Below are 14,364 nucleotides of genomic sequence, written 5' to 3'. Positions count from 1 at the left end.
GCCGCGAGCCGATCGCCCGCGCGGGCGATCGGCTTGCGGTCCGTGGCATCCTTGCCAGGTGACCACTTCCCTGCACCGGATCGCGGTGCTCGTGCTCGAGGGGGCGAAGCCGCTCGACGTCGGCATCCCCGCCCAGGTCTTCACCACCCGGGCGAGCATGCCGTACGAGGTGCACGTCTGCGGCGCCGCCCCCGGTCTCGTCACGGGCGGCGACGGGCTGTCGTACCACGTCGCGAACGGGCTCGAGGCGCTCGAGTGGGCCGACACGGTGTTCATCCCCGGCTACCGCCACCCCGACCGGGAACCGCCGCCCGCGGTCGTCGTCGACGCCCTGCGCGCCGCCCACGCGCGCGGCGCCCGCCTCGCCGCGATCTCGACGGGGGCGTTCGCGCTCGCCGCGACGGGCCTCCTCGACGGGCGACGGGCGACGACCCACTGGCACTACACGCAGGCCCTCCGCGCGCGGCATCCGCTCGTCCGGGTCGACGCGAACGTGCTGTTCGTCGACGAGGGCAGCGTGCTCACCTCGGCGGGGGCGGCGAGCGGCATCGACCTGTGCCTGCACCTCGTGCGCCGCGACCTCGGCGTCGGGGTGGCGAACCACGCGGCCCGCCAGCTCGTCGCGGCGCCGTACCGGAGCGGCGGGCAGGCGCAGTACGTGCCGCGCAGCCTGCCGGAGGAGCTCGGGCCGGTGTTCGCCGCCACCCGGCAGTGGGCGCTCGAGCGGCTCGGCGAGCCGATCACCCTCGGCGAGCTCGCGCGCAACGCGAACGTCTCGCCGCGCACCTTCTCGCGGCGCTTCGTGGAGGACACGGGCTACACGCCGATGCAGTGGGTGCTCCGGGCGCGGGTCGACGTCGCGCGCGAGCTGCTCGAACGGACCGAGCTCGGGGTCGAGCAGGTCGCCGCCCAGGTCGGGCTCGGCACCGGGGCGAACCTGCGTCTGCACTTCCAACGGATCCTCGGCACCTCGCCGAGCGGGTACCGGGAGACGTTCGCCAGGGGCGAGTGACGCCGGCGATCGCGGTGTGGCGCGATCCTTTCGGACACTGGCGTGCGAGCCACTGCCGATCGCGGCATCCGCTGACGATGCTGGAGGACATGACCACTCGCATCGCCATCAACGGATTCGGCTGCATCGGCCGCAACGTGCTGCGCGCGATCGTGGAGCGCGGCGCCGACTTCGAGGTCGTCGCGATCAACGACCTCACCGCCCCGGCCACGCTCGCCCACCTCCTGAAGTACGACAGCACCCTCGGTCGCTTCGACCGCGAGGTGTCGGTCGAGGGCGAGGCGCTCGTCGTCGACGGCGCCCGCATCCGGGTGCTCGCCGAGCGCGAGCCCGCGAAGCTGCCGTGGGGCGAGCTGGACGTCGAGCTCGTGCTCGAGTCGACCGGCCGCTTCACCTCCGCCGACGCCGCCCGCGCCCACCTCGAGGCCGGCGCGAAGCGCGTCCTCGTCTCGGCGCCGTCCGACGGCGCCGACGCGACCATCGCCTTCGGCGTGAACCACACCGACTACGACGCCGCCTCGCACACGATCGTCTCCAACGCCTCGTGCACGACGAACGCGCTCGCGCCCCTCGCGAGCGTCCTCGACCAGCTCGCCGGCATCGAGCACGGCTTCATGACCACGGTGCACGCGTACACCCAGGAGCAGAACCTCCAGGACGGCCCGCACCGCGACCTGCGCCGCGCCCGCGCCGCCGGCGTGAACATCGTGCCGACCTCGACCGGCGCCGCGAAGGCCATCGGGCTCGTGCTGCCCGGACTCGACGGCAAGCTCCAGGGCGACTCGATCCGCGTGCCGGTGCCCGTCGGCTCCATCGTCGAGCTGAACACGACCGTCTCGAAGGACGTCACCCTCGACGAGGTGCTCGCCGCCTACCGCGCCGCGGCCGAGGGCCCGCTCCGCGGCATCCTCGAGTACACCGAGGACCCCATCGTGTCGAGCGACATCGAGGGGAACCCGCACTCGTCGATCTTCGACGCCGCGCTCACCCGCGTGCACGGCCGCCACGTGAAGGTCGTCGCCTGGTACGACAACGAGTGGGGCTTCTCCAACCGCGTCGTCGACTCGCTCGGGCTGCTCGCCGGCGCCTGAGCCCAGGGGCGGGGATGACGACCTCGCCCCACCGGCCTCCCGGGCCGCGCGCGACCTTCCCGCGCGCGCGACCCGGGCGAGGCCGGATGCGTATCGACCGGTGTGGAGCCCGCTCGATGCGCATCCGACTTCGGCAGGGCCGGAAACGGAACGGGCCGGGCATCCTCTCGGATGCCCGGCCCGTTCGCGCGTCGAGCGCCGGTCACTCGGTCGTGAAGACCGCGTCCCCGTAGTCGAAGCCGGGCGAGATCGTGTACGTCAGGGAGGCCGGGTCGGCCACCGACCACGCCTCGGTCCAGGTGAGGGTCGCGCCGGGCGCGACCGTCTCGGTCGGCGGCAGGCTGATCTCGCCCTGCGGGCCGTCGAAGTCGAAGATCGAGCTGCCGTACTCGCCCGCCGAGGTCAGCTCGCCGAACGCGAAGACCTCCACCGGCTGGTCGGAGGTGTTCGTCACCGTCACCGTGAAGTACACGTTGTCGGGGTAGCTGGCGCCCGCGGCGAGCTCGGTCGGCGTGTAGGGCGCGGGCGTCGAGACGGTCAGCTCGACGCCGTCGTCGTAGACGAAGGTGTCGCCGAAGCCGCTCGCATCGGCGGGCGGATCGGCCGGGCCCTCCTCGCTCGTCTCCGGCCAGCTGCTCGCCGGGTCGGAGGAGGACGACTCGCTCTCGGCGATGGCCGTGATCACCGAGACCAGCAGGACGACGCCCGCGATGATGCCGCCGAGGAGTGACAGGCCGAGGGCGACGAAGCCGGGCCACTTCCGGCCCGTGAGGAAGAACGACACGATCGACAGGATGAACGCGATCCCGAGGAGCGCCATCCCGATCGCGGTGATGAGGGGGATGCAGACCCCGACGACGCCGAGCGCCGCGAGTCCGAGGGCGACGAGGCCGACCACGTTCGGCTTCTTCGGCTGCACCGGCTGGTACGCGCCGTAGGGGCCCGGTTGCTGGGCGCCGTAGGCGGGCTGGGTGCCGTAGGGCTGGGTGCCGTAGGCGGGCTGGGTGCCGTACGCGGGCTGCGCGCCGTAGGGCTGGGTGCCGTACGCGGGCTGGGTGCTGGAGATGGGCTGCGCGCCGTACGACTGCGTCGCCTGGAACGCGGGGTTCCCGGGCGGATACACGGCGGTCGGCTGCGAGTCCGCGAGGGCCGGCTCCACCGGGGGGACGGCCGCGGGAACGGTGGCGGATGCCTCGGCGGCGGCTTCGGTCGCGGGCTCTGCTGCCGCGGGCTCGACGGTCGCGGGCTCGGCAGCCGCGGGCTCTGCTGCCGCGGGCTCGGGCAGCGGGGCGAAGTGCTCGGTCCAGAGCGTGCCATCCCAGTAGCGCAGGCGGCCGGAGCCGTCGTCGTACCAGCCGGCGGGGGCCGTGTTCGGGTCGGTCATGCTCCGATCGTGGCAGAAACCCCGGGTACCCCGCATCTTGGGGGTACACCCGCGTCATCCGCCGGTCGATTCCGCCCGCGCCCGTTCGACGCAAGGATGAGACGGAGCATCCCGCTCCGCGACGACGGAAGGACACGACATGCGCACGCTCATCGTGACGGAGTTCATCAGCCTCGACGGGGTCATCGACTCTCCCGGCGGCGGCGACCACCCCCGCGCGGGCTGGACCTTCAAGGAAGTGCCGTTCGTGCCGGAGGCGTACGAACTGAAGGGCGCCGAGCAGGAGGAGGCCGAGGCGATGCTCATCGGCCGCGTCAGCTACGAGGAGTTCGCCCCGATCTGGCCGTCGATGACCGAGGAGTTCGCGCGCTACAACGCGATGCCGAAGTACGTCGTGTCCACGACGCTCGGCGACGACGCGCTCACGCCCGACTGGCCGAACTGCCACCTCCTCCGCTCGATCGACGACGTCGCCGAGCTGAAGGCGGGCGAGGGCGGCCCGATCATCGTGCAGGGCAGCGGCACCCTCGCCCGCTCGCTCGCCGCCGCCGGGCTCGTCGACCGGTACCACCTGCTCGTCTTCCCGGTGCTGCTCGGCGCGGGCAAGCGGCTCTTCGGCGACGAGCCCGGGCCGCGCACGAAGCTCGAGCTCGTCGACCGCGCCGCCTACGCGAACGGCGTCGTCAAGGCCGTCTACGACGTGGGCTGAACCGCGAGCGGAGCCGCGAAGAACCCCAGCTCGAACTCCGCCGAACGGCGGAACGCCTGGTGCATCCGCTCGCGCACCTCCGGCGACGCGGCCGCCGCGACGCCGGTGACGAGCTCGATCGCGCGGCGCGTGGAGCGGGCGAACGCCGGGTCCGCGTACATCGCGAGCCAGTCCGCGTACGGATGCTCCGGCGAGGTCGGCTCCGGCCCGAAGCCGCCCGCGAGGAGCCGGCGGCCGAGGTCGTCGTAGATCCAGTAGCACGGCAGCACCGCGGCGACGAGCTCGGGGTAGCCGCCGCGCGCGCCGCTCGCGAGCAGGTGGTCGAGGTAGCCGAGGTTCACCGGGTTCGGGCGGAAGCCCGGGGGCCGTCCGCCGGGCGCCGCCGGACTCGCCGCACCGACCGGCCTCGCCGCGTCCGGAGCTCCCGCGGGCTCCCGCCCGTGCAGTGAGAGCTCCCGCTCGTGCTGCTCGAGCTCGCCCGTGAGGCACTCCCGGGACCCCGCGGCCCAGAACGCCTGCGCCGGGGCATCCGGGGCCAGCCGCGCCGCCTCGGCGAGGGCGCGCGCGTACTCCCGGAGGTAGTGCGCGTCCTGGGCGAGGTACTCCTCGAACGCCGCGCGCGGCAGGGAGCCGTCGGCGAGCCCGCGGATGAACGGCAGCTCGTCGATCGCCGTCCGCACGTCGGCCAGATCGGCCCACCACTCGGCCTCGAGCTCCACGGCCGTGGGTGCGGTGCCGAGCCCGCCCCGCGCCCAGAGTCCCGCGAAGTGGTGCACCGGTCCGTGGCCGCCGCCGACGCCGAGCGACTCGCCGTGCCGGAGCGACTCGCGGAGCCAGCGGCGCGCCTCGGCGACCGCCGGCTGCCAGGAGCCGTGCCGCACCCGGAGCGTCGCGATCGCCGAGGAGAGCGAGCAGCCGGTGCCGTGCGTCGCCGTCGTCTCGATGCGCTCGCCGTGGAACTCGGCGATCTCGGCGGAGCCGTGCCGGGCGTCCACGAGGGCGTCGGGGGCCGCCGCGCCGCCGAGATGCCCGCCCTTCGCGAGCACGAGCACGCCCGCCCGGGCGGAGAGCTCGGCCGCCTGCGCGAGCGCGCCCGCCCAGTCGGCTGCCGGGGCTCCGGCGCCCGACAGCACGCCGAGCTCCGCGAGGTTCGGCGTCACCAGGTCGGCGAGCGGGAGCAGCTCCCGCAGCGCGGCCTCGGCCTCCGGATCGAGCAGCCGGTCGCCGCTCGTCGAGACCATCACCGGGTCGAGCACGACGACCGGGGGACGCACCCGGGAGAGCCACTCGGCGACGACGCGGATCGTGTCGGCGTTCGCGAGCATGCCGAGCTTCACCGCATCGATCGCGATGTCGTCGGAGATCGCGTCGAGCTGCGCCCGCAGCGACTCGGCCGGGGGCACGTGCACGCCTCGGACCCCGCGGGTGTTCTGGGCGGTGAGCGCCGTGATCGCGGCCATGCCGTAGCCGCCGACGGCCGCGATCGACTTCAGGTCGGCCTGGATGCCGGCTCCGCCCGAGGGATCGCTGCCCGCGATGCTGAGCACGCGGGGCACCGCGACCGGGCCCGCCCGCCAGGCGGCGAGGAAGCCCGCCGCGGCCCGCCCGGGATCCGGGGCCGCGCACAAGGCCGACACCACCGCGAGGCCGGCGGCTCCCGCCGCACGGAGCGCCGCCGCGTCGGCGCGCCCCACGCCGCCGATCGCGACGCACGGCAGCGGGGCGCCCGCGGCATCCTTCGCGGCGGAGCGGATGGCGGCGAAGCCGGGGATGCCGAGCGCCGGCGGATGGTCCGGCTTCGTCGAGGTCGGCCGGATCACGCCGACGCCGAGGTAGTCGACCGTGCCGGCGGGGAGCCCGGCGACCGCATTCAGGTGGGCGGCCGTGTTGGCGGTGAGGCCGACGATCGCGTCGGGTCCGAGCTCCGCCCTGGCGCGCAGCACGGCGGCGTCGCCCTGGCCGAGGTGCACCCCGTCGACCCGGATGCCCGCGGCCCGGGCCTGCAGCACGAGGTCGAGGCGGTCGTTCACGACGAGCGGCACGCGCCCGGCGATCCGCTCGTCGAGTTCCGCGAGCAGTCCGAGCAGCTCCTCGTCGCTCGCGTGCTTGTCTCGGAGCTGCACGATCGTCGCGCCGCCGGTCACCGCCGACTCGACGGTCGCCGCGACCCCGCGCTCGCCGCAGAGCGCGGCGTCGGTGACGAGGTAGAGCGAGAGGTCGAGGGCCGGCCGCGCGCTCATGCGGCGGCCTCGACGGGGGTGCCGAGCGAGAGCCGCGCGAGCGAGCGCAGCTCGGCCGCCTCGACCGCGGCGAGCGCGTCGAGGAAGCGCACGGCGAAGCTGCCGGGGCCCGCGGCGCCGTCGGCGGCGCGCTCGGCGGCGACCGTGTACGCGAGGTGGGCGGCGGTCACCGCCTCGAGCGCCGTGGCATCCGTCGCCCGGGCTGCGCCGAGGAACGCCGCGACCACCGCCCCGAGGGCGCAGCCGCCGCCCGTGACGCGGGTGAGGAGCGGGTCGCCGTTCGCGATCCGCACCGTCGTCGTCCCGTCGGTCAGGAGGTCGACGGGGCCGGAGACGGCGACGACGGCGCCCGTGCGACGGGCGAGGTCCGCGGCGGGGCCGGCTGCGGCATCCGTCTCGTCGGCGGCGTCGACCCCGCGACCGCCGGCGCCGACCCCCGCGAGGGCGAGGACCTCGGAGGCGTTGCCGCGGATCGCCGCCGGCCGCAGTTCGGCGAGGTCGTGCGCGAGCTCGGTGCGGATCGGCAGGGCGCCGATCGCGACCGGGTCGAGCACCCACGGCGTGCCGGCGGTCCGGGCCGAGGCGACCGCCTCCCGGGCCGCCGCCCGCTGCTCGGGCTGGGGCGTGCCGAGGTTCACGAGCAGGCCGCTCGCGACCGTCGCGAACGGGCCCGCCTCGCCGACGAGGTCGACCATGGCGGGCGCCGCGCCGAGGGCGAGGAGCGCGTTCGCGGTGAAGTTCGTGACGACGGCGTTCGTGATGCAGTGCACCAGCGGCGTCGTCGATCGCACGAGGTCGAGCAGCTCGCCGCTCGTCTCGATGAGGTGGGCAGGGTCGGTGAGTGCGCGCGTCTGCATCGCGACATCCCTTCGCTAGTCCGAACTAGATCAGGTTCGACGGGTGTGTTCTCAGCCGCGGTCGCGGCACCCCGTGTCACTGTTCGCGAGCCTACCCCACGTGGCCGGGGCCGGTCGGGTCGCCGGAGCGGAACTCAGCCCACCGGGTGGGTCGGGACGCCGCCGACGAGGGTCGCCGCCACGCCGATGCCGCCGAGCGCCTCGGGCGCCACGGCGAGCGGGTCGGCGTCGAGCAGCACGAGGTCGGCCGCGTCGCCCGGCCCGGGTCGGAGGGGACCGCGCATCGAGGCCGCGAGCGCGACGTCGACGGGGAGCCGCTCCTCGGGCGTCCAGGGGGCTTCACCGGGACGGGCGCGGAGCACCGCCGCCTGCACGGCGAGCCAGGGGTCGAGCGGGGCCACCGGGGCGTCGGAGCCGAACACGAGCCGCCCGCCCGAGCGGAGCAGCGCGGCGAAGCGGTAGGCGCGGTGCCCGCGACCGGGCCAGAGCCGATCGGCGGTCTCGCGGTCGTCGAGGAGGTGCACGGGCTGCACGCTCGCGGTGACCCCGAGCCGCGCGAAGCGGTCGAGCTCGGGGTCGGCGAGGAGCTGGGCGTGCTCGATCCGGCCGCTCGTGCCGGTGCGCTCGAAGGCGTCGAGCACCTCGGCGTTCGCTCGGTCGCCGATGGCGTGCACGGCGAGCCCGAGCCCGGCGCCGTGCGCCCGCCGCAGGAGCGCGTCGAGCTCGGCGGCCGGCCAGAGGCGGCGGCCGTGACCGCCGTCCGGGTACGGCTCGCAGCACCACGCCGTGGCGGTGCCGAGCGAGCCGTCGGTGATGACCTTCAGCGGTCCGACGGTGATCCGCCCCGCCTCGCCGATCGGGTCGCCCGTGCGGAGGCCGAGCGCGATCGCCCGCTCCAGATCGTGCGGGTAGACCGCGGTCTCCACGCGCAGCCGGTCGAATCCGGATGCCTCGCGCCGGGCCCAGTCGTCGGCGCCCCAGCGCATCTCGAAGTCCACGATGCCGACGACGCCGCGGCGCGCGGCTGCGGCGCCGGCCGCCGCGACCCGGGCGTCGAGTTCGGCATCCGTTCCGCCGTCGAGCTGCCGCACGAGCGCGAAGCAGGCGTCCTCGACGATGTGGCCGTCGCCGGTCTCGGGCAGGCCGTGCCTGCGGAGCGCCGCCGTGTTCAGCCAGGCGCCGTGCAGATCGGCGGTGATGAGCACGACCGGCACCGGGCCGGCGACCTCGTCGAGGCGCTGCCGGGACATCCGCCCCGTCCACTCGTCGCCGCGGGCCCGCATCGCGACGATCCCGGCGCCGGTGGCGGTTCCCGCGTCCGTGCCGCCCGCCTCCCGGACGGCCGTCGCGACGCGCGCGAGCGCGAGCCCGGCATCCGCCTCCGCGCCGAGATCGAGCCGCCCCGACTGCGCGGCCCACTGGCCGAAGTGCACGTGCTCGTCCCAGAGCCCGGAGGTGAGGAACCGCCCCTCGGCGTCGATCGCGCCCGGCGGCGCCGGCGTGCTGCCGGCCGGGGTGACGGCGCCGATCTGGGCCGAGCCGGGGCGGCCGCCGGGGTGCAGCGCGACGTCGACCGGCTCCGATCCGCCGAGGAGCCGCACGGAGCGCAGCTGCGGGACCGTCGCCGCGCGCGCCAGGCCGGTCACGGGACGGCGGGTCCGCCGCCCGCCCGGTGGCTGACGCGGCCGCCGACGACGGTGAGCAGCACCTCGGTCTCGGCGAACCGCTCGGGATCCGCCGTCACCGGGTCGTCGCGGAACACGGCGAGGTCGGCGATCGCGCCGGGCGCGACGACGCCGTCGCCGGGGCGGTCGATCGAGGTCCACGCGTTGCGGGTCATGGCGACGAGCGTACGCGCCGGCGGCAGCGCCTGGTGCGGATCGACCGGGGGCCGGGCGGATCCGTGCCGTCGGCGGGTGACGGCGGCGGCGAAGACCCGGCGCCCGTCGAACTCCTCGACCGGCCAGTCGGAGCCGAGCACCACGAGCGCACCGGCGGCGTCGAGGTCGGCGACCCGCCAGCCGTGCCCGGCCCGTTCCGAGCCGCGGCCGAGGAGCGTGGTCCACATGTCGAGGCCGTCGGGGCGCTGCGCGAAGGCGTGGATCGGCTGCACGCTCGCGGGCACGCCGAGCTCCGCGAAGCGGGGCAGCAGCCGGTCGGGGATCGTCTCCAGGTGCTCGATGCGGTGCGTGACGCGCGGGGCGTGCGCCGGGATCGAGGCGACGGCGTCGAGCACGAACTCGACCGCGCGGTCGCCGATGGCATGCGTCGCCGTGGGCACGCCGCTCTCGGCGAGGGCGTGCAGCGCCCGGGTGAAGGTCTCGGACGGCACCCAGTAGGGCTGCAGCCCGCCGCCGCCCGTGTCGGCCTCGAACAGCCAGGCCGAGCCGTTGTCGATGCTGCCGTCGAGCATGAACTTCACGCCCTCGACCCGCCAGCGCCGGCCGCCGACGCCCTGCAGCGCCACGAGGTTCCGGAGGGTGTCGGCCCAGGGGTCGGTGGCGCGCCAGATCGGCGAGACGCGGACGCGGACGGGCAGCTCGCCCGTCTCCTCGATCGCCCGCAGCACGTCGAGGTCGCCCGGCTCCAGGTTCAGCTGGTGCAGCGAGGTGTAGCCGGTCGCGGCGAACTCGGCGAGCTTCGCCCGCACGGCGGCGACGCGCTCGTCGAACGGCATCCTGGGGTAGAGCTCCGTGACGAGGAGCTCGGCGTCGGACTCGACGAGGTAGCCGGTGGGCCGACCCTCGGCGTCGACCTCGATGGAGGCGTTGTTGCCGAAGTCGCGCGGCCCGTCGATGCCGGCGAGCTCGAGCGCGCGCGGGCTCGCGATGATCGCGTGCCCGTCGAAGAGCAGCAGGTAGCCGGGGCGGCCACCGAAGGCCTCGGCGAAGGGCGCGTTCGTGAGCTCGCCGCCGACGAAGAGGTCGAAGGAGAGCCCGAAGCCGCGGATCCACTCGTCGGGGCCGCGGTCGGCGGCGAAGGCGGCGATGCGACGGGCGACCTCCTCGACGGAGGTGCAGTCGTGCAGGAGCAGGGCCCGGTGCCGGGATTCGGCGCCGGACAGCGGATGCACGTGCCCGTCGACGAACCCGGCGGTGATGGTCGCGTCGCCGAGGTCGAGGAGCTCGGCATCCGCGGTGTCCCAGCCCGCCGCCTCGGCGCGGGAGCCGACGGCGACGATGCGCCGTCCGCTGACGGCGACCGCCTGCGCGGTCGCGCCGGTCGCGGCGTCCGGCTCGAGCCCGGTGCGGACGCGGCCGCCGAGGAGCACGAGGTCGGCTCGGATCGCGGGGGCGTCGGCGCTCATGCGACGGCCTCCGTGTCGAGGATCGGATGCTCCGGGTCCTCGATCCGGCGGCGCAGCCGCTGCACCTCGGGGTCCGGCACCGGCACCGCGGCGATGAGCTGCTGCGTGTACGGGTGCTGCGGCGCGTGCAGCACCTGCTCGGTCGCCCCGAGCTCGACGAGCTCGCCGCCCCGGAGCACGCCGACGCGGTCGGCGAGCAGCTCGACGACGGCGAGGTCGTGGCTGATGAACAGCGAGGCGAAGCCGAGCTCGCGCTGGAGCGAGGTGAAGATGTCGAGCACGCGCGCCTGCACCGAGACGTCGAGGGCCGAGGTGGGCTCGTCGGCGATCACGAGCTCCGGGTCGAGCGCGAGCGCACGGGCGAGGCCGACGCGCTGGCGCTGCCCGCCGGAGAGCTCGAAGGGGTAGCGCCCCGCGTAGGATCCGGGCAGCTCGACGGCGTCGAGCAGCTCAGCCGCCCGAGCGCGATGGGCAGCCTTGCCGCCCGGCACCCGGTGGATGCGCATCGGCTCGATGACGCAGTCCTCGATCGTCATGAAGGAGTTGAACGAGGCCGCCGGGTCCTGGAACACGAAGCCGATGCGGCGGCGGAGCTCCCGCACCCGCCGGCGCGAGAGGGTCCGGAGCTCGGCGTCGAGCACCTCGAGCCGTCCCGCCGCGACCCGTTCGAGGCCGCCGATGGCGCGCCCGATCGTCGACTTGCCCGAGCCGGACTCCCCGACGAGGCCGACGACCTCGCCGCGGGCGATCTCGAGCGAGACGCCGCGCACCGCCCGGACGGGTTTCGTGCCGAAGCCGCTGCGGTACTCGATGTCGACGCCGTCGAGGACCACGGCCGGCGCCGGGGCGGCCGGCGCGGCAGGCGCGGCCGGTGCGGTGAGTGCCGTCGGGGCATCCGCCGCGGGGGTGGCCGTCACCGGCGCATCCGCCGCATCCCGGCCCGGCTCGCGCCCTGGCTCGCGATCGCGGCCGCCGCCGAGCCGCGGCACCGCCGCGAGGAGCTGGCGCGTGTAGTCCTCGCGCGGGGCGCGGAAGAGCTCGTCGACCGGGGCGACCTCGACGAGCTCGCCGCGGTACATCACCGCGACGCGGTCGGCGATGTCGGCCACGACGCCCATGTTGTGCGTGATCAGCACGATCGAGGCGCCGAACTCGTCGCGGCACTCGCGGAGCAGCTCGAGGATCTCGGCCTGCACGGTGACGTCGAGCGCCGTCGTCGGCTCGTCGGCGATGATCACCGATGGCCGCAGCGCGAGCGCCATCGCGATGACGATGCGCTGCTTCTGGCCGCCGGAGAACTGGTGCGGGTAGTCGCCGAGGCGGCGCTCCGGCTCCGGGATGCCGACCGCGCGCAGCATGTCGACCGCGCGCCGGCGGCGCTCGGCCGCCTCGGTGATCCCGTGCGCGCGGAGGCCCTCCTCGAGCTGCCAGCCGATCGGGAAGACCGGGTTCAGCGCCGTCGACGGCTCCTGGAAGATCATCGCCGCCTCGCCGCCGCGGATCTGCCGCAGCGACTCGGCGTCGGTGCTCAGCACGTCGGTGCCGCCGAGCAGCACCCGCCCGCCCGTGCGGGTGCGGGGCGGCAGCAGGCCGAGCGCGGCCCGGGCCGTCAGCGTCTTGCCGGAGCCGGACTCGCCGACGATCGCGAGGATCTCTCCGCGGTGCAGCTCCAGGCTGACGCCGCGGACGGCGTGCACGACGCCCTGCGGGGTGTCGATGTCGAGCCTGAGCTCCTCGAAGCGGAGCGGCGCGTCGGTGACGGCGTCGGTCATCGCTTCACCTCCTGACGGAATCGGCCGGGGGTCACGACGGCGGCCATGCGGGCGAAGATGCCGGGCTTGCCGACGAGCGAGCGCGAGCGCTGGTCGACGAGGTCGCGCAGTCCGTCACCGATGAGGTTCAGCGCGAGCACGGTGACGATGAGGAAGCCGCTCGTGATGAGGATCATCTGCGGGGCCTGCATCAGCACGGACTTGCCGTCGTAGAGGATGTTGCCCCAGCTCGCCTGCGGCGCCGGCACCCCGGCGCCGAGGAAGCTCATCGCCGCCTCCGTGATCACCGACTCGGCGAAGGTGAACGTCGACTGCACGACGAGCACGGAGAGCGTGTTCGGCAGGACGTGCCGCCACATCAGGTGCAGCATCCCCGCCCCCTGCATCGTGCTGGCGGTGACGAAGGTCTCCGAGGTGACGGCCAGCGCGCGGGAGCGGACGAGGCGCGCGATGCCCGGCGTGTAGACGACGGTGAGGGCGATGACGAGGTTCGTGACGCTCGGGCCGAGCGCGGCGGTGAGGGCCACCGCGAGCAGGATGGCGGGGATCGCCATGAGCCCGTCGCAGATGCGCATGAGCACCTGGTCGAGCACGCTGTTGAAGACGGCCGCGATGCCGATGATCGCGCCGAGCACGCCGCTCACGAGGGCGACGACGAAGCCGACGAGGAGCGAGGTCGAGGCGCCGGAGACGATGCGCGCGAACAGGTCGCGGCCGAAGTTGTCGGTGCCGAAGGGGTGCTCCGCCGACGGCGGCGCGAGGCGGTTCGCCGGGTCGACGGCGTACGGGTCGAGGTGCAGCAGGGGCGGCAGCACGTAGGAGACCACGAAGATGACGAGGATCACGACGATGCCCGTCATGAGCCCCGTGTTGCCGAGCATGCGACGCCACAGTGAGTCGCGCGGCGCGGCCGGCTGCATCGCGAGCACGGTCGTGCTCGGTGCGGCGGTGTTCGTGGTGGCGGGGGAGTTCGCAGCCATCGCTCAGGCCTTTCCGAGGCGCACGCGCGGATCGACGATGCCGTAGAGCAGGTCGATCAGCAGGTTCGTGAGCAGGTAGATGAGGGTGACGAAGAGGATGACGCCCTGGATCACCGGGTAGTCGCGGCGGGCGATCGAGGTCACGAGGAGCTGCCCGAGCCCCGGGATGTTGAAGATCGTCTCGGTGACCGCGGCGCCCGTCACGAGCCCGCCGAGGGAGAGTCCGATGATGGTGAGCACGGGCAGGCTCGCGTTCTTCAGCGTGTGGCTGAACAGCAGCCGGCGCTCGGCGACGCCTCGCGAGCGGGCCGCGTCGATGTAGTCCGCGTTCAGCACGTCGAGCACGGCGGCGCGGGTCGTGCGGGTGATGAGCGCTGCGGTGATCGTGCCGAGCGCGATCCCCGGCATGATCAGGGTGCGGATGCCGGCGCCGAAGTCCTCGAAGGGGTTCACGTAGCCCGAGATCGGCAGCCAGCGCAGCGTGAGGCCGAAGACGACCATGAGCGCGAGGGCGAGCACGAAGCTCGGCACCGTCATCCCGATCAGGGTGAAGCCCATCACCGAGCGGTCGAGGTGGCCGCCGCGGAAGCGGGCGGCGAGCGTGCCGAACGGCACCGAGAGCGCGATCGCGACGATGATCGCGATCACCGCGAGCTGGATCGTCGGCACGGCGTTGTCGCCGATCGCCTCGGTCACGCTCTTGCGGAGGAAGTACGAGTCGCCGAAGTCGCCGGTGAGCACGCCGCCGACCCAGCCGAGGTACTGCTCGACGAGCGGCCGGTCGAGGCCCATGCTCTCGCGGAGGGCGGCGACCTGCTCGTTCGTCGCGTTCTGGCCCAGGATGGCGCGGGCCGGGTCGCCGGGCGTCAGGTGGATGAGCGAGAAGATCACCACCGACACGACGAAGAGGACGGGCAGCAGGCTGAGCAGCCGCCGCAGGACGAATCTGAGCATCGGATCTCCGGGGACGAAGGGGGAACGGGGGATGGGGCGGACGGGCGGAGCCTGACGC

The 14,364-nt window shown here is 74.6% G+C and carries 11 protein-coding genes and 1 riboswitch; of the genes, 3 read left to right on the top strand and 8 right to left on the bottom strand.

What is annotated here, in order from left to right; translation table 11 throughout:
* Positions 1 to 70 precede the first annotated feature (70 nt).
* Both ROT00_RS04485 and gap read left to right on the top strand, forming a co-directional pair.
* Positions 71 to 1,012, top strand: coding sequence for a GlxA family transcriptional regulator (locus tag ROT00_RS04485; protein ID WP_472974907.1), 942 nt, complete (start codon positions 71 to 73; stop codon positions 1,010 to 1,012).
* An 89-nt stretch (positions 1,013 to 1,101) separates the two neighbouring features.
* A complete protein-coding gene (gene gap / locus ROT00_RS04480) occupies positions 1,102 to 2,103 on the top strand; it encodes a type I glyceraldehyde-3-phosphate dehydrogenase (RefSeq protein WP_404772663.1) in 1,002 nt (333 codons plus the stop codon).
* A 202-nt stretch (positions 2,104 to 2,305) separates the two neighbouring features.
* On the opposite strand, the gene ROT00_RS04475 is transcribed toward gap, so the two are convergent.
* Positions 2,306 to 3,487 (bottom strand): DUF2510 domain-containing protein, encoded by a 1,182-nt coding sequence (locus tag ROT00_RS04475; RefSeq protein ID WP_404772661.1) that lies wholly within the window; start codon positions 3,485 to 3,487, stop codon positions 2,306 to 2,308.
* 139 nt (positions 3,488 to 3,626) lie between these two features.
* On the opposite strand from ROT00_RS04475, the gene ROT00_RS04470 reads away from it, so the two are divergent.
* Complete coding sequence (locus tag ROT00_RS04470; protein ID WP_404772659.1) at positions 3,627 to 4,196, top strand: dihydrofolate reductase family protein; 570 nt, start codon at positions 3,627 to 3,629, stop codon at positions 4,194 to 4,196.
* Here the strand turns inward: ROT00_RS04470 and thiD are convergent.
* The 7 genes from thiD to ROT00_RS04435 all read right to left on the bottom strand — a co-directional run bounded on the left by thiD (position 4,181) and on the right by ROT00_RS04435 (position 14,306).
* A complete protein-coding gene (gene thiD, locus ROT00_RS04465; protein ID WP_404772657.1) occupies positions 4,181 to 6,436 on the bottom strand; it encodes a bifunctional hydroxymethylpyrimidine kinase/phosphomethylpyrimidine kinase in 2,256 nt (751 codons plus the stop codon). The two genes, ROT00_RS04470 and thiD, sit on opposite strands and share 16 nt — an antisense overlap.
* A complete protein-coding gene (thiM, locus tag ROT00_RS04460; protein ID WP_404772655.1) occupies positions 6,433 to 7,293 on the bottom strand; it encodes a hydroxyethylthiazole kinase in 861 nt (286 codons plus the stop codon). The genes thiD and thiM overlap by 4 nt, the downstream gene beginning before the upstream one ends.
* A riboswitch (TPP riboswitch) is annotated at positions 7,284 to 7,377 on the bottom strand. (Overlaps the previous gene by 10 nt.)
* Positions 7,378 to 7,427: 50 nt before the next feature.
* Positions 7,428 to 8,939, bottom strand: a complete 1,512-nt coding sequence (locus ROT00_RS04455) for an amidohydrolase (protein ID WP_404772654.1) — start codon at positions 8,937 to 8,939, stop codon at positions 7,428 to 7,430.
* Positions 8,936 to 10,600, bottom strand: coding sequence for an amidohydrolase (locus ROT00_RS04450; protein ID WP_404772652.1), 1,665 nt, complete (start codon positions 10,598 to 10,600; stop codon positions 8,936 to 8,938). Before ROT00_RS04450 ends, ROT00_RS04455 begins: the two co-directional genes overlap by 4 nt.
* Positions 10,597 to 12,372: a dipeptide ABC transporter ATP-binding protein gene (locus ROT00_RS04445; RefSeq protein ID WP_404772651.1), complete on the bottom strand. Its 1,776-nt coding sequence runs from the start codon at positions 12,370 to 12,372 to the stop codon at positions 10,597 to 10,599. Before ROT00_RS04445 ends, ROT00_RS04450 begins: the two co-directional genes overlap by 4 nt.
* Positions 12,369 to 13,352 (bottom strand): ABC transporter permease, encoded by a 984-nt coding sequence (locus ROT00_RS04440; RefSeq protein WP_404772649.1) that lies wholly within the window; start codon positions 13,350 to 13,352, stop codon positions 12,369 to 12,371. Before ROT00_RS04440 ends, ROT00_RS04445 begins: the two co-directional genes overlap by 4 nt.
* 3 nt (positions 13,353 to 13,355) lie before the next feature.
* Positions 13,356 to 14,306 carry an ABC transporter permease gene (locus tag ROT00_RS04435; RefSeq protein ID WP_404772647.1) on the bottom strand — a complete coding sequence of 317 codons (951 nt, stop codon included), beginning with the start codon at positions 14,304 to 14,306 and terminating at the stop codon, positions 13,356 to 13,358.
* Positions 14,307 to 14,364: the final 58 nt, after the last annotated feature.

Source organism: Agromyces mediolanus (genome assembly GCF_044917495.1).
Classification (GTDB): Bacteria; Actinomycetota; Actinomycetes; order Actinomycetales; family Microbacteriaceae; genus Agromyces; species Agromyces mediolanus_B.
The sequence above is the reverse complement of the archived record's forward strand: the minus strand, read 5'-3'. Positions and strand labels throughout refer to the sequence as shown.